Genomic DNA, 25271 nt, shown 5'->3' on the forward strand with positions numbered 1-25271 from the left:
GAAATGCCAGAGTTACCAGAGGTAGAAACGATAAAGCGAACACTTGAACATTTAACCATTGGGAAGACAATTGAAACAGTAGAAGTTCATTGGGGAAAGATTATCAAGCATCCCGATGATGTGGAACAATTTAAACATTTGCTAGTCGGCCAAACGGTTCAACGGTTGGGTCGGAGAGGGAAGTTCCTCTTATTTTATTTGGATGATTACTGCCTCGTTTCCCATTTACGTATGGAAGGAAAATATAGAGTCCTACCGGAAGAAACAGAGAAGGATAAACATACGCATGTTATTTTCACATTTACAAACGGGGAAGCACTGCATTATCATGATGTGCGCAAATTTGGTACGATGCATCTCTATCCGATTGGGGATGAGATGACACACGATCCACTCCGTAAATTAGGGCCGGAGCCATTCGATTCGTCCTTTAGTTTTCCCTATTTTAAAGAGAAGCTGAACAAGACGGAACGATTGATTAAAGCAGTATTGCTTGATCAATCAGTCGTAACAGGGTTGGGTAATATTTATGTGGACGAGACATTGTATAAAGCGGGCGTACACCCGATGAGAAGGGCGAACACATTAAAAGACAGTGAGATTGAAAAAATTAAAGATGCTGCAATCATCACCTTGACAGAAGCGGTAGAAGCGGGAGGCACAACGATCCGTTCCTACGTGAATTCTGAAGGGGAAATGGGCATGTTCCAGCAGAAGCTGTTTGTCTACGGCCAGGAAAATGAACAATGCACAGACTGCGGACAAAAAATAGTAAAAATAAAAGTGGCTGGCAGAGGAACACATTTATGTACCAAGTGCCAGCCTCTCTAAGGGGTGAGATTTTTTGAGTTTAGTCATCGGATTAACCGGAAGTATAGCGACAGGAAAAAGTACCGTTGCCAAGATGTTTCGACAACTTGGCATCCCAGTTATCGATGCTGATATATTGGCAAGAGAAGTAGTGGAGCCAGGAGAAGACGCTTATAAAGAAGTGATTGAAACCTTTGGAGAGGATATCCTGCTCGAAGATAAGACGCTTAACCGGAAACAGCTCGGTGAAATTGTGTTTACCGACGAGACGAAGCGGAAACAATTAAACGGCATCGTCCACCCTGCCATTCGGAAAAAAATGCTTGAGAAAAGGGATCACTTCATCCGTGAGGGTAATCAATGTGTTGTTCTGGATATTCCATTACTGTTTGAGAGTAAGCTTCAAGAATTTGTAGATAAGGTTCTCGTCGTGTATGCCGATCAAGAGATTCAGTTACAGCGTTTAATGGCGAGAAATGAGTTTACAGAAGAAGAAGCAATGCAACGCATCCAGTCGCAAATGCCAGTAAAGGAAAAAGCAAGTCTTGCTGACGCGGTAATTAATAATAATAGCACGAAGGAAGAAACATATGAACAGCTGCGGCAGTTGCTAGAAAAGTGGCAAATACTTGAAGTTAATTGACTTAGCAGTGCCGTAATAAAATGGATTGCATAAGATACGAATAAGGTAACCAACTTTCTTAATATTAAAACATCTGGATTATGATGAAAATAGCACACATTCCAAGTTTAATGTGTTATACTAATTTCAGTAATACATAATAAAGTATAACTTATTGGGAGGAATGGGGTAAAGATGGGTAAAATTCGTATTGCAATTAATGGGTTTGGACGTATCGGGAGAATGGTGTTCCGCCAGGCTATGGTGGATGAACAATTTGAAGTTGTAGCAGTCAATGCAAGCTACCCGCCCGAAACGTTAGCGCATTTAATTAAATATGATAGTGTTCATGGTATTTTTGAAGGGGAAGTGAAAGCGCTTGACAATGCGCTGCAAATTAACGGTAAAGAAGTTAAGCTTGTCAGTTCCAGGGAGCCGGATAAGTTGCCTTGGAATGAACTTGATATAGATGTTGTTATTGAAGCAACAGGGAAGTTTAAGACAAATGAAACAGCAGGATTACATCTTCAGGCAGGTGCGAAAAAAGTTGTCATTACGGCACCTGGTAAAGAAATCGATAAAACTATCGTTATCGGTGTAAATGATGAAGAATATAACGGAGATATCCACCATATTGTATCAAACGCATCATGTACAACTAACTGTTTAGCACCAGTCGTAAAAGTCCTTGATGACCGTTTCAAAATTGTTAACGGATTAATGACTACAGTCCATGCATTCACAAACGATCAGAAGAACTTGGATAATCCTCACAAAGACCTTCGCCGTGCTCGTGGCTGTACACAATCCATTATTCCAACTTCTACAGGAGCCGCAAAAGCACTTGGCGAAGTATTACCACATTTGAATGGTAAATTGCATGGAATGGCTTTACGTGTTCCAACTCCAGACGTATCGCTCGTTGACCTAGTTGTTGATGTAGAAGAAAGCGTTACGGTGGAAGAAGTGAATGGTGCCTTTAAAGAAGCGGCTGCAAGGGACTATAACGGTATCATTAGCTATACGGAGGATCCGCTTGTGTCAATCGACTTTACAACTACCGATTCATCAGCTATCGTTGACGGATTATCAACGATTGTAATGGAGGATAAAAAGATTAAAGTCCTTGCTTGGTATGATAATGAATGGGGCTACTCTGCACGCGTCCTTGATTTGGCGAAACTAGTTGGTGAATCACTATTGTACAAACAAACTGCTAAAATTTCATAAAGTGAAACTCATTCAGTGGGGGTATTACAGACCGTTCATGCGTGATAAATCAAACTGCTATAAAGATGCATTTTCCGTTCCGGGGGCAGCCGAACGAAGATGCATCTTTTTATTGTATAAGAAACTAAAAAGTGAAACTTCATTCAGTGGGAAATTCCTTCTCTCCTGTTTAGATGTGGGGGGAATATAGACCGTTCATGCGTGATAATAAAAATGCTGTGATAACTTAGGTATCCAGGGCTGGCCATGTCCGGATTTTAATCGAATAGAAGATTTTACGGAAACATGTTAAAATAAAGGATATATTATTTTTTACATTTAGAAGTGTAGGCTTCTATCCTAATAAATGAAACTTGTTTGAAGGTAGAGAGGTGAGCGAAGTTGCGTTGTTCAAACTGTAATTATAAAAATACAAAAGTAACCGATTCCCGTCCGATAGAAGACGGAAGAGCGATTCGGCGCCGAAGAGAATGTGAACGATGTGGTCAGCGTTTCACAACATTTGAACGGATGGAGGAAGTTCCATTAATCGTCGTTAAAAAAGACGGTATGCGTCAAGAATTTTCTCGGGATAAGCTGACCCGCGGATTAATCCGTGCCTGTGAGAAACGACCAGTTCCGGTTGAAACGATGGAAGAGATTGCTCTTGAGGTTGAAAAAGGACTGAGGAATCTTGGTTCATCAGAAGTGGACTCGGAATTAATCGGGGAAATGGTGATGGAAAGACTCTCTAAGGTTGATGAAGTGGCCTATGTTCGCTTTGCCTCTGTCTATCGTCAATTCAAAGATGTTACTGTTTTTCTAGATGAATTGAAAGAATTGATTAATGCGGAAGAACAAGATGAAGCGGAAAAGGAAGAATAAAAAGGGTGAATATCCAGTGAAAAGCATAGGACAGCTATTACCTGTTGATGGGTATTTTGTTCGAATGGATAAAGCATTACCAGTTGATTATCTGCAATCTTTAACACATTTGTACCAACCGCTTATTGGTACAGAGCCACTTATGCTTTATTTAACCCTTACGAATGAAGTATCCTTGCAGGAAGAAGGAATACCGCAAACACATCATACGTTAATGAATTACATGATGCTGCCACTAGATAGAATTTATGATGCCCGTTTAAAGCTGGAAGCTATCGGCTTATTACGTACGTTTAAACAAGAAATGGACGAGTTTACAATTTACACGTATAACTTGCAATGTCCGTTTGATTCAAAAAGTTTCTTTGAAGAAGCAATGTGTTCATCCCTGCTTTATCATCACCTTGGTGAGCAGAAATTCAACCAGCTAAAAGATCTTTTCGCAAAAGACAGTGTACCGGAAGCTGGCGAGAATATTACTGCAGATTTCCAGGAAGTATTCCAGACTACCCCTAAAGAAGGAATGGTTCAAGTGACTGTTCATGAAGATGAAGCAGTAGCCGTTGAGGAAGACGGGACAGTAGACTTCCAGTGGCTGGAACAGATGCTGAAGCAACGGATGATCCCTGTTTATCGTGTTCTGACGAAAGAAAACCGTAAGTTGATTGCTCATATGCTCATTCTCTATGAATTGGAAAGCTTTGAGATCGATAAAGCCGTTAATTGGTCATTAAATGAGGAGAATTATCTCGACAGGGAAGAATTTAAACAGGCTTGCCATGACATTTATCGAGCAAAAAGCAATAGTCAGCCAATCCGTCTTGTGGAAAAGAAAGAACTTAATAAGCAAGTAATCAAAGCGGAAGAACCGGAAAAGCCACTTACAAGAGAAGATTTATTAATTCGTGAGTTAGAAACAATTACGCCGAAACAATTACTGGAAGATTTATCAAGTGGAAGTTCCGCTTCGGCTCAAGATCTGAAGCTGATCAGCGATGTGATGACGAATCAAGGGCTTCCGCCAGCTGTTATGAATGTTCTCATCCATTATGTGCTATTGCAGACAAACATGAAATTGTCCAGAGCTTATCTCGAGAAGATTGCAAGTCACTGGTCTCGGGCGAAATTACAGACAGCAAGGGAAGCTATGGAATTTGCGAAGAAGGAAAAGGCCAGTTATGAAGAAGCGAAGGCAAAGCGGGCGCGGAATCATCAAGGTAATTACGGGCGTGCGTCAAATAATGATATTGTTCCAGATTGGTATAAGTCAGGGAAACATAAAGAGAAAAAAGAAGAGAAAGAATCCCCTGCAATGAACAAGGAGCAATGGAAGGTCGCAAAGTTGCTGCAACAATATTCAGAAGGAAATTAAACCAGTCTTTAAAAGGGTGATTTTAGTGAAACCAATACAATCGAACTTAAAAGCGTGGATGAACAAAAGCGAAAGTTTTAAAGAAAATTATCAAAAAATGAAACAAGAGTTGCTTCAAGATCCAGAAATCAAAGAATTCCTCGCTATTCACCCGGAATTGGGGCAAGAAGAGATTGATAAAAACCTGATTAAACTATATGAGTTCAAATCCCAATCAAAGCAATGCGATCACTGTGCTTCTTTTGGTGAATGTAAAAACATGATTCAAGGATACTCGCCTATTCTGCAAGTGACAGGGGATGAAATTCATATCCGTTATGAGAAATGCCATAGCAGATTACTCGCTGAAAAGGAACAGGAGCAGAATAAATTAATTCAAAGTTTATACATGCCAAAAGAGATTTTGCAAGCGAGATTTTCCGATATTGATAATGATTCATCCAGGACGCAAGTGCTCCTAAAGATATTCGACTTCCTGGAACAAGCAAAATATGAGATTCCGAAGAAGGGAATATACTTACATGGAATCTTCGGTGTAGGGAAAACCTTCCTGCTAGGAGCTCTCGCGAATGAATTAAAAAAATACAATATATCATCAACGATTATTTATATGCCGGAATTCGTAAGAGAAATGAAAGCATCATTGAAAGATGATTCCGTCAACGAGAAGATGGATCTATTTAAAACGACGGATATTCTCATGCTAGATGATATAGGTGCTGAAATGCATTCCGCATGGTTTCGGGATGAAATTTTAAGTTCCATTCTGCAATACCGTATGATGGAAGGACTTCCTGTCTTTTTCACATCCAATTACAATTTGGAACAACTGCAAACACATCTTGCAACAACGCGAACAGGTGTTGAAACACTAAAGGCCGCAAGAATCATTGAACGAATCCAACAAGTAAGTGACATCATGCATGTTCAGGGCTATAACCGCAGAAAATAATGTACTTCCTTCTAGTAGAAACCGGACTTAATACTAGAAGGGAGTTTTTTGCATTTAATTATCTTACTTATACACCCCCTAAAATCAAACCCGCCGAACCATTTGCTTTCATACAGCGTAAGTGTCTGCTCTTTCACTAATTAAGACGCTCTAATCGCCGTTCAGTTGCCCGGTGGACGGATGCTTTCCGCGGGCACAGCTGGAGCCTCCTGCGGAAAGCGAGAGGTGTCTGGACTGCGGACCTCCAGAAGAGAGTTACAGATACTTACGCTGTATGAAAGGGGTTGGAGCTTTTTAAATTATATTAAGATATGTAGAATTGATTGGGCTTGTAAAAGTCGAGTAATTAGTTTCAATAGTTTTATCATTTTTTTCACGACCAGTCCATATAATATAGCAGTTTGGTTGTAAATGAGGGTGATGTGAAAAAAATGGATATTTTCTTTGAGTCGGACAAGGAGGTCATATGTTTTTGCGAACGATTATTTCAGCAAAACAAACAGATCGCCGTATATTGGCAAGTCAATGCAAAGCGGGGAAATCAGCTTACGATCAACGAGGAACCATTAAATGAAATCATCTTCCAGTCGATCGCAGTATCTTTAGTTGATGTCTATGTCACGCATCGGTTAAGAAGTATTATCAATGAAATCATTCAAGATACTTATTATTTTTCTGATGGACATGAAATCGAACAAATTTATGAGCTTGCGGAATGGATTGTAACTGGAGAAGATAAGGATTGTAAAATGCTCCGTAAAAATAAGCATCCCATCCAATTATTACGTGCAATTTTCCTTATGCATATCCGCAATGCGCAAGATGTACATTTCGATTGGATTGTTCAGACGGGGATGAAGGCATTCAAGCAAGATCTCATCCATTATGTTGGACTGGCCATTGATGAATTCAAGCGCGAAGAAGAGCATCAATCATTTATTAATACGTTAAGGGAATACATCATTAAGAAAGAACCTGCTGTTCCACTTATCCACGTTGTTGGAGGAAATACATTTAGTTATTATCACTTTACCGGTAAACCGTATTCTAAAGTTGAGCTGCGTTCTATTATGAAAAAAGTTCCCCTTTATTTGTTCGGATTACCTGAGGATGAATGGAATCTTACACCACTGATTGCGCTTGCCCCGCGGAAAATAAAATTGTATGTGGACGACTCATCCAGCCCGCGGACACAAACGGTACTGAATATTTTTCAAGAAAGGGTTGATATTCAATCATTTAAGGATTTTCCATATACCTATTTCACCTTTGGAAATAAATAGCGTATAGAAAAAAATATTCCGAGGCTTGATTTTCCAATAAACGGGCGTTATAATACAATTAATCATATAAATTCAGCAATGAAGAGGACATGATTATTTGTATCCCTGTATAGATAAGAGAAGAAAGCCTTGGCTGAAAGCTTTCCGTATGCAGTCAAATAATTACCACCTCCGAGCACTGCCGTGGAACAACAGTAAATGGCAGCGTCTAATCTGCGTTAAAGATCTGAAGCGATTTTTTATGAATCGGAAACTGGGTGGAACCACGTTATAGAGATATACCGTCCCTTTGCATGAATGCAGAGAGACGGTTTTTTTATTGTATTTTAATAAATTGGATATAGGAGATGACTTGTGATGGCAGAAGAAATTACTTTAGTCTTCCCAGATGGGAATAAGAAGGACTTCCCTAAAGGTACGACAGGGGAAGAAGTTGCGGCATCGATTTCACCAGGATTAAGAAAGCAGGCATTAGCGATTAAGCTTGATGGTGAACCATGGGATTTACGGCGTCCGATTGAAAATGGGGGAGAGATTCAAATCATAACATACCGGGATGATGAGGGTATTGATATCTTGCGTCATTCAACAGCACACTTACTTGCTCAAGCAATCAAGCGTCTCTACGGTGACGTGAAATTCGGAGTTGGTCCAGTCATTGAAGAAGGATTTTATTATGACATCGATATGGAACATGCCCTAACTCCAGAGGATTTGCCGAAAATCGAAAAAGAAATGCAACGTATTGTGGATGAGAACTTGGAAGTTAAGCGCATCGAGGTTTCAAGGGAAGAAGCGAAAAAACGTTTTGCGGAGATAGGCGATAATCTAAAACTTGAATTGATCGATGATATCCCTAAAGGGGAGCAGGTGACGATATATGAGCAAGGTGAATTTTTCGATCTATGCCGTGGTGTTCATGTACCGAGCACGAGTAAAATTAAAGTATTTAAACTGCTTAGTATTTCCGGTGCATACTGGAGAGGTGACAGTCAGAATCAACAGCTTCAACGAATTTATGGAACTGCTTTTGAAAAGAAATCTCAGCTTAAAGAGTATCTGAAAATCTTAGAAGAGAGAAAAGAAAGAGATCACCGTAAACTCGGCAAAGAACTCGATTTATTCACTGTTTCTCAAAAAGTCGGTCAAGGACTGCCCTTATGGTTGCCAAAAGGTGCGACAATCCGGAGAATTATCGAGCGTTATATCGTTGACCTTGAGGAAAAATTAGGCTATGACCACGTATATACACCGGTTCTTGGCAGTAAGGAACTTTATGAAACAAGTGGCCATTGGGATCACTATCAAGAAGACATGTTTCCATCCATGGATATGGATAACGAAACATTAGTGCTCCGGCCGATGAACTGTCCGCATCATATGATGGTTTTTAAAAATCAATTATGGAGTTACCGTCAATTGCCAGTGCGGATTGCTGAACTTGGCTTAATGCACCGTTATGAGATGAGCGGGGCGTTAGCGGGTTTACAACGTGTTCGGGGTATGACGCTAAATGATGCTCATATATTTGCTCGTCCTGATCAACTGAAAGAAGAGTTCAAACGGGTTGTTGAATTAATCCAACATGTTTATAAAGATTTTGGCATTGAAGATTATAGCTTCAGATTGTCTTACCGTGATCCGGAAGATAAGGAAAAATATATTGATGATGACACAATGTGGGAAATGACACAACGTCAATTAAAAGAAACGATGGAAGAGCTGGAGCTTGATTATGTGGAAGCAGAAGGGGAAGCGGCTTTCTATGGACCGAAGCTTGATATTCAAGTAAAAACGGCACTCGGTAAAGAAGAGACACTTTCGACCGTACAGCTTGACGTATTGCTGCCAGAGCGCTTTGATTTAACTTATATCGGGGAAGACGGAAAAGAACACCGACCGGTTGTTATTCACCGCGGTGTCGTTTCTACAATGGAACGCTTTGTTGCATTCTTAATTGAAGAATACAAAGGTGCATTCCCAACATGGCTAGCTCCTGTACAAGTGAAAGTAATCCCGGTATCTCCACAAGTACATTTTGATTACGCAAAACAAGTTGCTGAATCATTAACGCGAGAAGGAATCCGGGTCGAGTTGGATGAGCGTGATGAGAAAATTGGCTACAAAATCCGTCAAGCCCAAACCGAAAAAGTCCCATTCTCTCTCGTACTTGGAGACAAGGAAGTTGAAGAAAACACTGTTACCTACCGCCGCTACGGAGAAAAAGCAACAACAACTCTCTCGGGGGCTGCATTTAAAGATCTGCTAAGAGAAGAAATTGCTAATAAATCGGATCACGAATAAGATATAATTTGTTGTAATAAACCTAGGTATAACCTCAATGTATGGATTTTTCATCATAGTTTGGGGTTATACCTTCGTTTTATTTTCGGTTAAATGGTAACCCTGTCCTTAGATTGTAATAAATTATTCTCCCTTTTACCTAGCATGAATTTAAAAGATTTAGTATGATGGAATGAGCGAATGTTATTGGGGGATTAATTGGTATGACAGGATCGTTTAGTTTCGTATTAGATTATATCTTAGACAATTATGGCACGGACAATATTTTTTGGACGATGTATTTCATTAACCTTATACTTTCAGCAATCGCCTATAAGCTTGGTTTTGCAAGAAAGTTATCGGTGGGAAAAAATATATTCGTCTACTTCATGCTCGTTCTCGGTAATTATATTACGACTATATTCAGCATCATGAAGCTGCCGATGACAGAAAGCCTTGTTGTCATCTGTATTGTACTTATAATTTATCGTACAAGACTTCATATGCAAAGAAAAGCAAAAAACGCCTCATAAGGGCGTTTTTTTAAATATATTCATCTTCTTCCTTATTCTCTTCATAAAGCCGGAATTTACCTGTTGCATGTCTTGCTTTTGTTTTTATTTCAATCCGCTCATAACATTCGTCACATAGGTACATATACGTCCGGCGGTTTCTTAAACGTTTCGCTTTAAATGAGTCGTCAGGAAGTTCATTAATTTCATCGCATATTGTACATTTAACTTGCATCCTTTCACCTCATATATCCTGATGATGAAACAAGTATACCATAATAGGTAAATGCTAGGAAAATCTTTTTTACCAAAATCTTTTTTATCGAATAAAGGTTTTATTCTTTTTTATGGGGGAATATAAAGATAACTTCACGTTTGGAAAGGAAGGTAAAGTTGATGAAGAAGCGTAATATTATTACAGCTGTGGGTGCAGGTGTTATCGGGGCAGGCGCAGCAAGCTACTTTCTGCTGAATGACTCACAAAAATCAAAGATAAAAGAATCGGTAAATAATCTTCTTAATAACCAGATGGATCCAAGTGAATCGACGTTTGAAAAAGCTGGTCATCCAGACCAGATGGATATGAGGGATAACGCTGATTTGGAAAATGCTAAAATGGTATCGGAAGGGTCGCAATTTGGAGTTCAGTACTACAACGAAAAAAACGAAAAACAAGAAAATACACCACTTCAATAAACAAGTATACGGAGGCGTCCTTGAAAACAAGAACGCCTCCACTTTTCGTTATTCTTTTCTATTATGTGACTGTTCGTTTTCTATTTCTTCCAATTCATTTTTATCTTCTTCATCAAGCATTTCTTTATTATCATCTTGCTCTTGTGGCAGGTCATCCATTACAGGGAATTCAGGCATTGCCCTCCCGACAATTGCAGAAAGTTCATCGACAATACCTTGGATAGGATAGCCGGCTTGGATTTGCTCGCCCATCCCGCGCACTCTAGCCATCAAGTCGGCATCCGCGACTACTACTGCCGTTTTCCCCCAAGGGTCGTGATACAAGGCTTCAGAAACGGAGTATTTGATCGTCCCGACTCGTGAACGATCCATGTCTTCCTCGACATCAATAGCAACGACTGTGTAAGGACCGGCAACTAAGGCAGATGCTTCGTTAACTCCTGGTACATTGTTTGCAACGTTTGACAGATGCTCAGCTATTTCCGTATTCGTCAGCTGCACATCATCCGTATCATTCCTATTCTCCACTTGCATGAACCGGTTATTTGGCTGCGTTTCCTCTTGTGCTGCATTGTCTTTACCTTGACAACCGTAAAGGGCAGCAAGACATAAAATAAGAAAGCCCCATTTACGAATATTCATTATTCATACCTCCTCATAAAGCTTTGTTTATTTTTAGCAGAATAAATTAAAATATTCGTAGGACTTCCTGTCATATGAAAATAATTATCCAAAAGATTGCTATTTAAAATGAACCGCTGACACCGTTCGCTTTCCAAATTTGGCCTTTCCTCGGAGCAGTCCAGACACCTCGAGACTCCTGCAGGAGGAAAGGCATAGGTGAGACCCCGCAGGGCGGCAGCCCGAGGAGGCTCACCAGCCGCCTGCGGAAAGCGAGAGGTGTCTGGACTGCGGACCTCCAGAAGTAAGTTGCACTTACGCTGAATGAAAGTAATTCGCTGTTTTAGACTGCGGGACTTGGGTTAGTTGATGATGATTTCGGTAACTCCTTTAATTGGATCGTCTTTATTCGTGCCATCACTGAAATAAATATGTACAGGACCGTCTTCTTTTAGTGGTTTGCCCTCAAAAGAAAACAAAAAGTAACTATTTGCAAGTTCTTCCAAGTCGAGCGTTATCTCATTACCGTCTGCTTGTACGATTGTAGCGCCGGTTGCTTCCTCGTTCGCTCCTGCATTTTCAAAAAAAGGTTTAAAAGGTATAACGTAAGTCGACTTTAAAATTTCGTCCGCATCTTTGCGGGGAATGGGTTTATTATCATTTGTTGCTTGAACTACTTCCCGGTTAAACCGTTCCTCTGAACTGAATGTATGCTCCTGTTCTTCGCGCGTATCATGCCTATCAGAAAATGCTTCATCAAATTTTATTCTTCTGTCATCAAAAATCCAGACACTTGGATCAAGTGTTATTGGAAACTTTACATTCCCCTTTATTGGAATAATCATTTTTGTGCCCCCATCTTTTATTAATTACCCTATGAATCTTTTTATTCATACCCGGCAATCGATACGTTATAATTCTATCAAATTGATTCAATATTTTCACCTAATCGAGATATTTACAAGAGAAGAGCAATTCTTTTCCGGGATATCCTTCAATTTTGTTTGCATTTTTTTTAAGCAACCGCTAATATATAAGAAAGAGTCTTTATTACTGGAGGGGATTATAATGGTTCCTGAGGTGACAGTTAATCATCGTGAAAAAGCCTACGCCCTTCTGAAGGCTGACGCTGACAAAATTTTACGATTAATAGAAGTTCAAATAGAAAATTTAACGATGCCACAGTGCCCGGTCTACGAAGAGGTGTTGGATACACAAATGTTCGGTCTCTCTAAAGAGATTGATTTTGCTGTTCGTTTGAACTTAATCAGCGAGAATGAAGGTAAAGCACTTCTGGAAAATTTGGAGAAGAAGCTTAATATTTTGCATGAAGCCTCACAAAATACGTTGTGAACGATTTGTGTATGTTGATTTTGCAGCAAAACTTTGCCTGAAAGAACTCGGCAAGGTTTTTTTGTTTTAGGTAAGTTAAAATAAAACTGTGGGTAAAAGAAAAACTTTTTATAAATAGTATGTACTATTTATTTAATTGTGTTATACTTTATAAAAAGTTTCTCGATATCCTTCCGCTAAAATCTATCAATCTGAGGAGAAGAAGGATGTTAAAAAAATTAAAATACTATGATTACACATTAATCATTACGCCATTGATATTAACAGCATTCGGCCTTGTGATGATCTATAGCGCCAGTATGGTGACCGCGGTAGTGGATGGGCTGGAGAGTACATATTATTTAAAACGGCAAGCAGTCTGGTTCGGTTTCGGCTTCATTGGATTTCTGGTTACTTGTATATTTCCTTATCAGTATTATCAGAAATTGATGAAGTTTATTGTTATAGGTGTTCTCATCATGCTAGTTAGTGTTATTTTATTTGGAACAAATGTAAATAACGCCCAATCGTGGCTTAAGATTGGACCAATGAGCTTACAACCTGCCGAGTTTGCCAAGATTGCGCTGATTATGTACCTTGCTTCCGTATATTCCAAGAAGCAAGCTTATATTGATAAATTTACGACCGGTGTACTCCCTCCGTTAATTTTAACCGGTGTATTCATCGGTTTAATTATTATCCAACCGGATATCGGTACATCTTCTATTATTTTCTTGATCGCCTGTTCTATAATCGTTAGTTCAGGTATCCGCTGGAAGCATTTAAGTATTTTAATAGCTTTTGGAATGGGACTTTTACTCCTTGTTGCACCGTCTATGGTGACAGATGAGAGGATTTCCCGCTTTACCGGAGCATACCAGCCATTTGAAACACCAGATTCAGATGGATACCAATTAATCCAATCTTATGTAGCGATTGGAGTTGGTGGGCTTACTGGAGAGGGACTTGGACAAAGTGTACAGAAATTGGGTTATTTAACACAGGCGCATACTGATTTTATCATGGCTATCATCGCCGAAGAACTTGGATTTATTGGTGTAGTTATCGTAATAGGCTTACTTGCTGTCATTGTACTTAGGGGCTTCTTTATTTCAAGAAAATGTACAGACAGCTTTGGTGCACTGCTTGCCATTGGTATTTCTTCGATGGTCGGAATCCAAGCTTTCATTAACCTAGGTGCTATTAGTGGGCTAATGCCGATTACTGGAGTTACCTTGCCATTTATTAGTTATGGTGGTACTTCATTGTTAGTATTGCTTATCTCCATGGGTGTTCTAAACAACATTGCAATGAATGTGAGAAGGAAGGAACATGAGACAGAGAGTCAACAAGATAATGCAGATAGAAAAATAAAACAACTAAACAGAGGTGGGAAACATGGTAAATTTAAAGCATATTAAGAAAGTCTTAGTAGCAAACCGAGGGGAAATAGCAATCAGGGTATTCCGGGCGTGTAATGAACTCGGAATACGAACGGTTGCTGTTTATTCAAAAGAAGACCTAGGTTCGCTTCACCGTTTTAAAGCAGATGAAGCATACTTAATCGGGGAAGATAAGAAGCCGATCGATGCGTACCTTGATATTGAAGGCATTATCGAACTTGCTAAAGAAAAAAATATCGATGCGATTCATCCGGGTTACGGTTTTTTATCCGAAAACATCGAATTCGCTAAACGTTGTGAAGAGGAAGGTATTATCTTCATTGGTCCGAAAAGCAAGCATTTGGACATGTTTGGGGATAAGGTGAAAGCTCGCGAACAGGCAGTGAACGCAGATATTCCTGTCATACCGGGAAGCGGAGCTGTACATAGTATAGAAGAAGTTCTTATCTTTGGTGAAAAATATGGTTACCCAATCATCATTAAAGCAACTCTTGGTGGTGGCGGTCGGGGAATGCGGGTCGTTAATAGCCCTGAAGAAGTTTCCGAGGCGTATGATCGCACGAAGTCTGAAGCGAAGACAGCATTTGGTGATGATGAGATTTATGTAGAAAAATTGTTAACGAATCCAAAACATATTGAAGTCCAGATTCTTGGAGATAGCCATGGTGATATCGTCCATCTTTATGAACGAGATTGTTCGATTCAGCGTAGACACCAAAAACTGATAGAAGTTGCTCCTAGTCTTACGTTATCAGATGAACTGCGCGAGGAAATTTGCGAGGCGGCAGTGAACCTAATGCGTAATGTAGATTACCTCAATGCCGGGACAGTCGAGTTCCTTGTTTCAGAAGGCGAGTTCTATTTCATTGAAGTAAATCCGCGTGTCCAAGTGGAACATACGATTACAGAGATGATTACTGGAATTGATATTGTGCAGACGCAAATCTTAATCGCGGATGGTTACGGCTTACATGGAGAAGAAATTCAAGTTCCAAAACAAGAAGATATTATTACGGATGGGTATGCGATCCAGTCAAGAGTCACAACAGAAGATCCGTTAAATAACTTTATGCCTGATACCGGAAAGATTCTTGCTTACCGGACAGGGGGCGGGTTTGGCGTAAGACTTGATGCAGGAAATGGTTTCTCAGGGGCAATCATTAGCCCGCATTATGATTCTCTACTAGTTAAGGTGTCGACATGGGCGAAATCATATGAACAAGCCATTAGGAAGATGGTACGTAACCTTAAAGAATTCCGAATTCGCGGAATAAAAACGAATGTACAGTTTTTGGAAAAAGTAATGCACCACAAACAATTTATCACGGGGGACTATGATACAACCTTTGTTGATAAAACACCGGAATTATTTGAATTCAGAAAATCAAGAGACCGTGCAACAAGAATGCTTACTTACATTGGGGATATCACAATCAATGGAGTAGACGGAGCAGCAAAAGTAGAAAAGCCGGAATTTTCTAAGCTGCTGATCCCTCAAGTCGATCATCACTCCCCATTCCCTGACGGCACAAAGCAAATATTAGATGAAAAAGGCCCTGAAGCGTTAGCGGACTGGGTGAAAGATCAGAAAGAAGTTCTCTTAACAGACACGACTTTCCGTGATGCCCACCAGTCATTACTAGCAACTCGGATTCGCACGAAGGATCTTGTACAAATCGCTGAACCAACAGCGAAAATTCAACCGAACTTATTTTCTGTTGAAATGTGGGGAGGAGCAACTTTTGACGTTGCCTATCGCTTCTTAAAAGAAGATCCTTGGGTACGCCTTGAGCAATTACGGGAACAAATGCCGAATGTTCTATTCCAGATGTTGCTGCGTGCAAGTAATGCAGTTGGTTATAAGAACTACCCGGATAATTTAATCCATGCATTTGTTGAGAAAAGTGCAGAAAAAGGTATAGATGTATTCCGTATTTTTGACAGTTTAAACTGGTTTGATGGGATGAAGCTCGCTATCGAATCGGTTCGGAACAATAATAAGATTGCAGAGGCTGCAATGTGCTACACCGGTAATATGCTAGATAAAGGTCGATCAAAGTACGACTTGGATTACTATGTGAGCTTGGCAAAACAGTTGGAAGATGCCGGTGCTCATATTCTAGCAATTAAAGATATGGCCGGACTATTGAAGCCTGAAGCAGCATATCAGTTAATTTCAACATTGAAAGAAAAGACAGATTTACCAATCCACTTACATACACACGATACAAGTGGAAATGGAATTTATATGTATGCACGAGCAGTAGATGCCGGCGTAGATATTGTTGATGTTGCGAATGGTCCGCTCGCAGGGATGACTTCGCAACCAAGTGGACAGACGCTTTATCATGCACTGGAAGGACATGTTCGTCAGCCTGAAATGAATATCGATGCAGTGGAAGAACTCTCGCATTATTGGGAAGGGATTCGGGAATATTATAGTGATTTTGAAAGCGGGATGAAGTCACCTCACACTGAAATCTATAACCATGAGATGCCTGGCGGGCAATATAGTAATTTACAGCAGCAGGCTAAAGCGGTTGGCCTTGGGGACCGCTGGAATGAAGTAAAGAAAACATTCCGTCTCGTTAACGATATGTTTGGTGATATCGTTAAAGTAACACCATCTTCTAAAATAGTTGGTGATATGGCACTATTCATGGTACAGAATGATCTCTCGGAACAAGATGTGTATGATAAAGGGCACCAGATTGACTTTCCGGAATCTGTCATTGAGTTTGCGGCCGGATATATCGGCCAGCCTTATCAAGGTTTCCCGGAAAAACTACAGAAAGTCATTTTAAAGGATAAGGAACCGATTTCTGTCCGTCCTGGAGAATTGCTTGAGCCCGTTGACTTTGAAGCTTTAAAAGAAGAATTGGAGGAAAAGCTAGAGCAATCAGTTACTGATCAAGACGTGATTGCATATGCACTTTATCCGAAAGTATTTCTTGACTATAAAGATTTCACGGATACTTATGGTGATATGTCTGTTCTCGATACACCGACATTTTTCTATGGTATGAAGCTTGGTGAAGTGATTGATGTGACAATTGAAGAAGGGAAAACATTGATTATTAATCTTGTTTCCATTTCTGAGCCGAAACCCGATGGTACCCGTGTGATCTATTTTGAACTAAATGGTCAGACTCGTGAAATTCAAATTAAAGATAAAAGTATTCGTTCATCCGTTGCCTTTAGACCAAAAGTGGAGAAAGGGAATGAGAAGCATATTGGTGCAACGATGCCTGGTACAGTTTTAAGTGTGAACTGTAAGAAGGGCGATCAGGTGAAGAAAGGCGACCATCTGCTTACAACAGAAGCAATGAAGATGGAAACAAGTATTCAAGCGCCGTTTGGTGGAACCATTAAAGATGTCTATGTAAAAGACGGCTCCGTCATTGAAGTTGACGATATTTTAATCGAATTTGAATAAAACAAAAAACATCGCTCCCAATCAAGAGCGATGTTTTTTGTTCTAAGAAATAACTGTATTTGTGTGGTTAGGCTGTTCATGCATTTCTCTTGTTGCGCTCCGGTTTGATAACAGAAGATAGTAACTCAGCATCCCGAAATAACAAGAGATGAATAGAGCGTGTGCAAGTGTTGCGAATAGACTGAGCATCGTAAAGACACTTAATGCACCAGACAGAGCTTGTAATACAATAAGCGAAAGTGCAATCGCCCAACCGCCTACCATGACTTTAGAGTGTTTATATTCTTTAATAATTTTAACGAACAACACAATCGTCCAAAGGAACAAAATGATTGCGCTCAAACGATGCCCCATTTGTACCCATTGCTGGAAGTTATAACTCGCAATACCGCCGGGATTATTATTGTAGCAGAAGGGGAAATCTGGACAAACGAGACTGGACTCAGTATGTCGGACAAGCGCCCCTGTATAGACGACAGCGAGTGTATAAATCGTAAGCGCAATAAACTCGATTCGATGCTTTTTCTTAATGGTGAGCGATTCCGTATCCCACTTCTTGTCGGTCTCAAAAATAAGTAGCGTAAGCAGGAATACAGTAGCAAACGAAATTAGTGAAATTCCGAAATGTAATGCAAGCACAAAGTCTGATTGTCCCCATACAACAGCAGCTGCACCGATCAGTGCTTGTAAAATGAGAAAGACAACTGAACTGATAGAAAGGAATTTAACTTCACGGATATGACCGATTTTTCTCCATGCTAGAATTGCTAATAATACAACGATAATTCCCATTGAACCGGATACTAAGCGGTGACTGAGTTCGATAATCATCTCGAAGTTGAATTCAGATGGTATTAATTGTCCTTCACAAAGCGGCCAGCTATCTCCACAGCCATCTGCTGAACCTGTCTTTGTAACAAGTGCACCACCTAAAAGTACAAAGATCATCCCGATTGTCGCAACAACGGATAACCATTTTAAAAGTTTCATGTTATTTTTAAGCCTCACTTCTTCTTAGTATATGTATACACTTTATAACGTTTATAATAATATTTTACGGGAACAATATCAAAGAAATATACCCTTAGTTGAAATTCGTCATTAATTTGTAACAGTATTCAACATAAAAGCAGTATTTACCATTCAAATAGTAAAAAATACTTGCAATGTGGGGCGTAGTTTGCTAGAAATAGTATGAGGGTCGAGTGGGTTATACTTCCGGAAGAGAGAAATTCTAAAATAATGATTTGATTTAATTATCCAAAATCATTCAATCAATAATTATTTTATTTAAATAGTAATTATTGGTTGGATAGAATTTTATTTGATTCCATGATACAATAAAAGTAATTATCGGCTATATTTGTCATGTGTAAAACTAGCTATGGTAATGAAAATCTTGGCTTTTTCGAAAAAAGGGGGGAAATGAGAATGAACAAGGTGGAAACGCCGTATACAGACGTAGTAAGTGACACCGCAATTCCTGCCAAAAATATGAGAAGTATGGTGCAAGCTGTTAAAGCTCTTATCAAAATCGGAATTGTCAATTCAAATTTAATAACTGTAATTGCTGGTTTTTGGTTGGCTATATACATACATGGTCTGACGTTCAGTGAACATATCGGTACGCTGATTATGACCTTAATCGGTAGTGGTTTAGTAATCGCCGGTGGGGCTATCCTAAATAACTGGTATGATGTTGATATAGATCCGAAAATGACCCGGACAAAGACACGGCCAACTGTAACAGGGCTATTTTCGCTTAGAGCAGTCCTGATATCTGGTATCGTCACGACGATTATTGGGTTAGGGATTCTTTTTCTGTTTACAAATGCTTATGCCGCATTATTTGCCTTTATCGGTTGGTTTGTTTACATTGTGTTATATACGATGTGGACGAAACGGAAGTATACATTAAATACGATAGTGGGTTGTATTTCAGGAGCAATGCCGCCACTGATTGGTTGGTTTGCAATTACTCCAGAGCTACATATTGTTCCGATTGGACTATTTTTAATCATGTTTATATGGCAGACACCGCATTTCCTTGCTCTTGCTATGAAGAAGATGGACGAATATAAAGAGGCTGGTGTTCCAATGCTTCCGGTCGTCTATGGATTTAACATAACGAAGCGGCAAATTATTGTATACATTGCGTGTCTATTACCGTTGCCATTATTGCTTACATCACTCGGTACGACATTTGTCGTTATCGCTACCGCACTAAATATTGGATGGTTAATTCTAGCTGTTTCAGGATTATTTGTTAAAGACGATTTGAAATGGGCAAATAGAATATTTGTTTATTCTTTGAATTATCTCGTCATCCTGTTCCCGCTTATGGTTATTGTAACGCTCCCAATATTTAATTAACTATTGTCCTTAAATATAAAATTAATATATAAGGAAACAACAACAAGAAGAAAGAGAGGTATGAACACATGAAAAGATGGATGGGAAAATTTAAAGCACTCATGCTTTTTACTTTCTTAGCAATCCTATTAGCAGGGTGTGGAAAAGAGAATTTAACTTCCCTTAATCCTAAGGGCTATGGGGCAGATATAACATTAGATCTAATTCTTTATATTACATTCATCATGATTGGTGTTTTTGTAGTTGTAATGGTGATCTATACGATTGTATTGATCCGTTACCGTAAAAAGAAGGGTCAAGAGAATGAAATTCCAGTACAGGTGGAAGGGAATACGAAGTTAGAGATTGTGTGGACTGTAATTCCAATCATTCTTGTTATTATTATCTTGGTCCCTACAATTTACTTCACCTTTGATCTAGCAGATACGTCAGAGGCAAGTTCATCAATTAATATTGATGTAACAGGTAACCAGTATTGGTGGCATTTTGAGTATCAAGATGAAGAAGTCTCGACAAGTCAGGACTTGTATATCCCAACTGGAGAAAAAGTATACTTGAATATGGTTTCATCAGACGTAATTCACTCGTTCTGGGTGCCATCAATATCTGGAAAAATGGACGTTAACCCGGAAAACGTGAATACAATGTTCATTGAAGCTTATGAAGAAGGAGTTTACTGGGGTAAATGTGCCGAACTTTGTGGACCATCCCACTCGCTGATGGACTTCAAAGTAATTGCAGTAAGTCCAGAAGAGTATGAACAGTGGATCACAGACATGCAAAACTTTGATCCTGAAGAGGTACCGGACGATGCAGTTGCACAGGAAGGTCAAGACCTATTCCAAAATAACTGTATGGGATGTCACGCGCTTGGATCTGCACCATCTGGTGTTGGACCAAACTTGACTAACTTTGGTGACCGTACACACTTTGTAGGATATCTTGAACCAACAAAAGAGAATCTTGTTAAGTGGATTACAGATCCAGAGTCAATTAAGCCTGGTAACCTAATGACGGGTACGTATGATGTGACAGAAGAAGAAGCTGATAAGATAGCAGAGTATTTAATGCAGCTTCAGCCATCTGAAATAACCCCTGAGAGTGCTGGGGGCCTTATCGACTAATAATATTAATTAAGGGATGGAAGACACAAGAGGGAGGTTAAAGCTTTGAGTACTACTACTCAAAAAAGAAGCTTGGGAACCGTGATTTGGGATTACATGACCACCGTTGACCATAAAAAGGTCGGAGTATTATATTTGCTTTTCGGTGGGATATTCTTCCTAATGGCCGGATTACAAGCATTAATTATTCGAACTCAGTTAATGACACCAGAAAACGACTTTGTTTCTGCTGGCTTATATAATGAATTGATTACGATGCATGGAACGAACATGTTATTCCTTGCAGCGATGCCGTTGTTCTTCGGCTTAATGAACTATGTTATGCCACTTCAAATTGGAGCTCGTGATTTGGCATTTCCTTTCTTGAACGGTTTAGGTGTTTGGCTATTTATCTTTGGTGGACTCTTAATGAACTCTAGTTGGTTTTTTGGAGGAGCACCAGATGCAGGGTGGACAAACTACGCACCACTTTCCGTACAATCACCTGGTCATGGTATAAACTTCTATGTATTGGGACTGCAGCTAGCAGGTGCAGGAACAATTATGACAGGGATTAACTTTATAGCAACGATTGTATTAATGCGTGGACCAGGGATGACATATATGAGAATGCCGTTATTTACATGGACAACATTAGTAACAAGTATTCTTATTTTATTCGCTTTCCCAGCATTTACAATTGCACTATTCTTAATGCAGTTTGACCGTATGTTTGATTCTGCTTTCTTTGATATTGCTTTAGGTGGTAACTCGGTTATCTGGCAACACTTATTCTGGATAATGGGTCATCCTGAAGTTTATATTTTGGTTCTTCCCGCATTCGGGATATTTAGTGAAGTCATCCCGACATTCTCGAAGAAACGACTATTTGGTTATACCGCGATGGTTTTCGCTACATTCCTAATCGCATTTTTAGGATTCATGGTTTGGGCGCACCATATGTTTACTGTAGGCCTAGGACCAGTAGCTAACGCTCTTTTCGCGATTGGTACGATGGCGATTGCCGTGCCAACGGGAATCAAGATATTCAACTGGCTCCTCACAATGTGGGGCGGTAGTATTAAAATAACTACTCCGATGCTTTATGCACTTGGATTTATTCCATCTTTCACAATTGGTGGGATGACAGGTGTTATGCTTGGTTCAACAGTTGCGGACTATCAGTTCCATGACACGTATTTCGTAGTTGCGCACTTCCACTACGTTATAATTGGTGGATCAGTATTTGGTATACTAGCGGCAGTACACTATTGGTGGCCGTTGATGTTCAACCGGATGTTAAGTGAGAAGTTAGGAAAACTTGAATTTTGGCTGTTCTTTTCTGGTTTCCATTTAACATTCTTCATTCAGCATTTCTTAGGACTAATGGGTATGCCACGTCGCTACTGGGTATTCCTAGAGAATCAGGAACTGGATTTAGGAAACTTAATCAGTACGTTAGGTTCTTACTTGATGGGTCTAGCAGTAATTGTGTTATTAATTAATGTTGTGACCTCATACTTCAAAGGTCCAGCACCAAGAGACCCATGGGATGGAAGATCATTAGAGTGGTCAGTACCGAATCCAACGCCTTACTATAACTTTAAATACACACCATTAACTCGTGGATTAGATCCATTTTGGATTGAAAAAATGGAAGGTGATGGTAAGATAAAACCAGCTGAACCATTACATGACATTCATATGCCACATGGTTCAATACTTCCATTTCTAATCAGTCTTGGACTTACAGTTGCATCGTTTGGTTTTATTTACCAGTTAGATGGTCCACATGGCAGGATATTAATTTACATCGGTATGGCATTTGCTATCGGTTGTATGATTGTTCGGTCATTGAAAGATGACTACGGCTATAACATCCCCAAAGAAGAACTTGAAAAGGAGGATGATTAAGATGAGTCACCAGGAAGCAATTGGCAGGAATGCACATAAAATAGATCCAAATAATATTCCTGCAGAGCCTGCGAGGGTTACAGCAGAGGGTAAACATAAACACCTTGGTATATGGATTTTTCTTGGAAGTGAAACGGTTCTTTTTGCCAGTTTGTTCGGGACATATATCGCGCTTAAAAACTCTACTGCTGGCGGACCGACGACACAAGAATTATATGGTCTTGAACTTGTATTCTTAATGACACTTCTTTTACTTACAAGTTCTTTAACGAGTGTTTATGCAATTTACCATATGAAGAATAACAACTTTAAGAAAATGCAATTATGGATGGGTATCACTGGGTTACTAGGACTCGCATTCTTAGGTTGTGAAATTTATGAGTTCGCTCATTATATTACAGATTACGGCTTTACTTTCCGCTCTTCTGCGTTTGGTTCAGCTTTCTATGCGTTAGTCGGCTTCCACGGAGGACACGTTATTTTCGGTTTGAGCTGGTTAATCGTATTGATGGCACGTAATGCAAAACGCGGACTGGACACATATAACGCTCCGAAGTACAATACATTTGCATTGTACTGGCATTTTATTGACGTTGTATGGGTGTTCATCTTTACAGTCGTATATCTAATGGGGATGGTGGGTTAAAATGACAGAAAATACTACGCCTAACAAACTCGATTCTTACCGTAAACAAGAAAGTAAAGATGAGATGAAAATCCAAGTAATTAGCTTTGTTTCAATGATTGTATTTACCGTCATTGCATTCGCTCTTGTTGGAACGCAGTTAATGACTGGTTCGTATTTAAGTATCTTGCTAGTTGTCCTAGCAATTGTGCAGGCGATGTTCCAATTCTTATATTTTATGCATTTGAAAGATAAGGGTCATGGACCAGCTTCTGCATCAATCTACGGAGGAATGTTAATTGCATTTCTAACTATCCTTGGATTAGGAGTTATTACTTGGTGGTAAAATTTAAAAAGATCGGGAGAGTATTCCCGATCTTTTTTTGCGAATTTCGTCACATTTTTATTAAATTCTCACGAAAATATGGTATATAATAAGTGAATAAACCTTTTTATGGAGTGACTATATATGTGGTTAGAATTACAAATCTTCGGCTTTAGAGCTTTGTGGAGTCCATATTTCTTTACATTCTGTGTACTGCTAGGAGTTATTTATTATTTAGCAACTGGCCCTTACCGCCATAAATTCGGTGGAACAGAAAAGCCTACGGTTAAGCAACATGTTTTGATGTATACAGCGTTATTTCTTTTATATGTAGCTAAAGGTTCGCCAATTGATTTATTATCCCATATAATGTTTAGTGCGCATATGATACAGATGGTAGTATTTCTGCTTATCTTTCCAATCCTTGTCATTAAAGGACTTCCATTATGGGTTTGGGAAAGGGTTCTAAGAAACAATATCTTAGGTCCAATTATTCGACTACTCACAAAGCCGATTATTTCTTTGCTTTTATTTAATGGATTGTTTTCTATCTACCATATACCAGTTGTCTTTGATTTTTCAAAGTCGGCTCCAGTATGGCATTTCGTTATTCATAGTATTTTATTGATTGCTGCCTTTATCGTGTTTATTCCACTGTTATTACCATTTAAGGAAATAAATACGATGACTCCTTTATTGAAAGTCGGCTATATCTTTGCTAATGGTGTATTGATAACTCCGGCTTGTGTATTGATTATCTTTACAAAAACACCTGCTTATGAAGCTTATTTGGCAGGGGGTGCATGGTTACAATCATTAGCAATCTGTGTGCCTGGTGATGTACTTGACGGAATTGAATTAGCTCTTTCCGGGCCTGAAATGTTTTCACCATTAAGTACGATAAACGACCAGCAATTCGGTGGTGTTATTATGAAAACACTTCAGGAAGTCGTTTATTTATCATTAATGATACGAGTATTCTTTGGTTGGTTCCGGGAGAAATCAAGAGACGTCGATCCAGTTAGTGTAGAAGTAAATTAAATTATATTAAATCACACAGTAGTGCGATTTTAAAAAAATCAGGTCAACTATTTTGATAGCTGACCTGATTTTTTAATTACCTTTTTCTTGAGCGAGTGGTTTTAATTCATTGGCTAAGTTTGTTAGCAATGTTTGCGCACGTTCCACGAGTGATTCTGGGAAGTTCTCTTCTTCACCATACTCGATTCCATGTGGATAGTAATGCTTACCGAGTAATGGAGTTAATAGCTTGATCACCGCATCTCTGCGATCTACATCTCCACTTGTCGCATAACCTTGAACACGGATATAATATGTAATATTTTTTTCATTGGAACCAATTTTGTAATCATATGTTACTCGTTCATAGTCCCACTGTCCAGCACGGATAAAGGCATGCTGCCCCGTAATTTTATCAAGCGGTTTCAAGTCCATTACTAAATCGTCAATTCCAGTGTTTTCAATTCTCATTTTTTTCACCCCTAATAATTGTCC

General features: G+C 39.4%; 24 protein-coding genes. 19 read left to right on the plus strand and 5 right to left on the minus strand.

Annotated elements, in window-relative coordinates:
* Nucleotides 1-3 precede the first annotated feature (3 nt).
* The 9 genes from mutM to SPD53_RS02600 all read left to right on the plus strand — a co-directional run bounded on the left by mutM (nt 4) and on the right by SPD53_RS02600 (nt 9949).
* The gene (gene mutM / locus SPD53_RS02560) at nt 4-831 is read left to right on the plus strand and encodes a DNA-formamidopyrimidine glycosylase (protein ID WP_156857616.1); all 828 of its coding nucleotides are present in this window, start codon (nt 4-6) and stop codon (nt 829-831) included.
* Between the two features lie 13 nt (nt 832-844).
* Nucleotides 845-1453, plus strand: coding sequence for a dephospho-CoA kinase (coaE, locus tag SPD53_RS02565; protein ID WP_156857586.1), 609 nt, complete (start codon nt 845-847; stop codon nt 1451-1453).
* A gap of 174 nt (nt 1454-1627) precedes the next feature.
* Nucleotides 1628-2662 carry a glyceraldehyde-3-phosphate dehydrogenase gene (locus SPD53_RS02570; RefSeq protein WP_336251590.1) on the plus strand — a complete coding sequence of 345 codons (1035 nt, stop codon included), beginning with the start codon at nt 1628-1630 and terminating at the stop codon, nt 2660-2662.
* A gap of 381 nt (nt 2663-3043) precedes the next feature.
* A complete protein-coding gene (nrdR, locus tag SPD53_RS02575) occupies nt 3044-3526 on the plus strand; it encodes a transcriptional regulator NrdR (RefSeq protein ID WP_188855612.1) in 483 nt (160 codons plus the stop codon).
* Nucleotides 3527-3542: 16 nt separating this feature from the next.
* Nucleotides 3543-4898, plus strand: a complete 1356-nt coding sequence (locus SPD53_RS02580) for a replication initiation and membrane attachment family protein (protein ID WP_336251591.1) — start codon at nt 3543-3545, stop codon at nt 4896-4898.
* A gap of 25 nt (nt 4899-4923) precedes the next feature.
* On the plus strand, nt 4924-5850 hold the full coding sequence (gene dnaI / locus SPD53_RS02585; protein WP_336251592.1) for a primosomal protein DnaI: 927 nt from the start codon (nt 4924-4926) through the stop codon (nt 5848-5850).
* 431 nt (nt 5851-6281) lie between these two features.
* Entirely contained in the window at nt 6282-7133 is an 852-nt protein-coding gene (gene ytxC, locus SPD53_RS02590) for a sporulation protein YtxC (RefSeq protein ID WP_156857617.1), read from the plus strand.
* 357 nt (nt 7134-7490) lie between these two features.
* Nucleotides 7491-9437, plus strand: coding sequence for a threonine--tRNA ligase (gene thrS, locus SPD53_RS02595; RefSeq protein ID WP_336251593.1), 1947 nt, complete (start codon nt 7491-7493; stop codon nt 9435-9437).
* Between the two features lie 203 nt (nt 9438-9640).
* Nucleotides 9641-9949: a YlaH-like family protein gene (locus tag SPD53_RS02600; protein ID WP_156857592.1), complete on the plus strand. Its 309-nt coding sequence runs from the start codon at nt 9641-9643 to the stop codon at nt 9947-9949.
* A gap of 10 nt (nt 9950-9959) precedes the next feature.
* Here the strand turns inward: SPD53_RS02600 and SPD53_RS02605 are convergent, their stop codons facing one another.
* The gene (locus SPD53_RS02605) at nt 9960-10163 is read right to left on the minus strand and encodes a YlaI family protein (RefSeq protein WP_156857593.1); all 204 of its coding nucleotides are present in this window, start codon (nt 10161-10163) and stop codon (nt 9960-9962) included.
* A gap of 161 nt (nt 10164-10324) precedes the next feature.
* Here SPD53_RS02605 and SPD53_RS02610 point away from each other — a divergent pair, with 161 nt between their 5' ends.
* Nucleotides 10325-10624 carry a hypothetical protein gene (locus tag SPD53_RS02610; RefSeq protein WP_336251594.1) on the plus strand — a complete coding sequence of 100 codons (300 nt, stop codon included), beginning with the start codon at nt 10325-10327 and terminating at the stop codon, nt 10622-10624.
* A gap of 48 nt (nt 10625-10672) precedes the next feature.
* Here SPD53_RS02610 and SPD53_RS02615 read toward each other — a convergent pair whose 3' ends face one another.
* Both SPD53_RS02615 and SPD53_RS02620 read right to left on the minus strand, forming a co-directional pair.
* The gene (locus tag SPD53_RS02615; protein WP_336251595.1) at nt 10673-11266 is read right to left on the minus strand and encodes a YhcN/YlaJ family sporulation lipoprotein; all 594 of its coding nucleotides are present in this window, start codon (nt 11264-11266) and stop codon (nt 10673-10675) included.
* Nucleotides 11267-11607: 341 nt separating this feature from the next.
* Nucleotides 11608-12090, minus strand: coding sequence for a hypothetical protein (locus tag SPD53_RS02620; RefSeq protein WP_336251596.1), 483 nt, complete (start codon nt 12088-12090; stop codon nt 11608-11610).
* A gap of 223 nt (nt 12091-12313) precedes the next feature.
* On the opposite strand from SPD53_RS02620, the gene SPD53_RS02625 reads away from it, so the two are divergent.
* The 3 genes from SPD53_RS02625 to pyc all read left to right on the plus strand — a co-directional run bounded on the left by SPD53_RS02625 (nt 12314) and on the right by pyc (nt 17416).
* A complete protein-coding gene (locus SPD53_RS02625) occupies nt 12314-12598 on the plus strand; it encodes a YlaN family protein (RefSeq protein WP_156857597.1) in 285 nt (94 codons plus the stop codon).
* Nucleotides 12599-12804: 206 nt separating this feature from the next.
* Nucleotides 12805-13998 carry a putative lipid II flippase FtsW gene (ftsW, locus tag SPD53_RS02630; RefSeq protein ID WP_336251597.1) on the plus strand — a complete coding sequence of 398 codons (1194 nt, stop codon included), beginning with the start codon at nt 12805-12807 and terminating at the stop codon, nt 13996-13998.
* A complete protein-coding gene (gene pyc, locus SPD53_RS02635; protein ID WP_336251598.1) occupies nt 13976-17416 on the plus strand; it encodes a pyruvate carboxylase in 3441 nt (1146 codons plus the stop codon). Before ftsW ends, pyc begins: the two co-directional genes overlap by 23 nt.
* A gap of 42 nt (nt 17417-17458) precedes the next feature.
* On the opposite strand, the gene SPD53_RS02640 is transcribed toward pyc, so the two are convergent.
* Nucleotides 17459-18406, minus strand: a complete 948-nt coding sequence (locus SPD53_RS02640) for a COX15/CtaA family protein (protein WP_156857600.1) — start codon at nt 18404-18406, stop codon at nt 17459-17461.
* A gap of 441 nt (nt 18407-18847) precedes the next feature.
* Between SPD53_RS02640 and cyoE the strand changes: the two genes are divergently transcribed.
* The 6 genes from cyoE (at nt 18848) to ctaG (ending at nt 24797) form a co-directional block, all read left to right on the plus strand.
* On the plus strand, nt 18848-19789 hold the full coding sequence (gene cyoE, locus SPD53_RS02645; protein ID WP_156857601.1) for a heme o synthase: 942 nt from the start codon (nt 18848-18850) through the stop codon (nt 19787-19789).
* Nucleotides 19790-19857: 68 nt separating this feature from the next.
* Nucleotides 19858-20913 (plus strand): cytochrome c oxidase subunit II, encoded by a 1056-nt coding sequence (gene coxB / locus SPD53_RS02650; protein WP_336251599.1) that lies wholly within the window; start codon nt 19858-19860, stop codon nt 20911-20913.
* A 96-nt stretch (nt 20914-21009) separates the two neighbouring features.
* Nucleotides 21010-22806, plus strand: a complete 1797-nt coding sequence (locus SPD53_RS02655; RefSeq protein ID WP_156857618.1) for a cytochrome c oxidase subunit I — start codon at nt 21010-21012, stop codon at nt 22804-22806.
* A gap of 1 nt (nt 22807) precedes the next feature.
* Complete coding sequence (locus tag SPD53_RS02660; RefSeq protein ID WP_156857603.1) at nt 22808-23452, plus strand: cytochrome c oxidase subunit 3; 645 nt, start codon at nt 22808-22810, stop codon at nt 23450-23452.
* Between the two features lies 1 nt (nt 23453).
* On the plus strand, nt 23454-23777 hold the full coding sequence (locus tag SPD53_RS02665; RefSeq protein WP_156857604.1) for a cytochrome C oxidase subunit IV family protein: 324 nt from the start codon (nt 23454-23456) through the stop codon (nt 23775-23777).
* 123 nt (nt 23778-23900) lie between these two features.
* Complete coding sequence (gene ctaG / locus SPD53_RS02670; RefSeq protein ID WP_156857605.1) at nt 23901-24797, plus strand: cytochrome c oxidase assembly factor CtaG; 897 nt, start codon at nt 23901-23903, stop codon at nt 24795-24797.
* A 72-nt stretch (nt 24798-24869) separates the two neighbouring features.
* On the opposite strand, the gene SPD53_RS02675 is transcribed toward ctaG, so the two are convergent.
* Nucleotides 24870-25247, minus strand: a complete 378-nt coding sequence (locus SPD53_RS02675; protein WP_156857606.1) for a YugN family protein — start codon at nt 25245-25247, stop codon at nt 24870-24872.
* Between the last annotated feature and the right edge of the window lie 24 nt (nt 25248-25271).

The organism is Oceanobacillus sp. MO10714A, assembly GCF_037072045.1.
Classification (GTDB): domain Bacteria; phylum Bacillota; class Bacilli; order Bacillales; family Amphibacillaceae; genus Oceanobacillus; species Oceanobacillus indicireducens.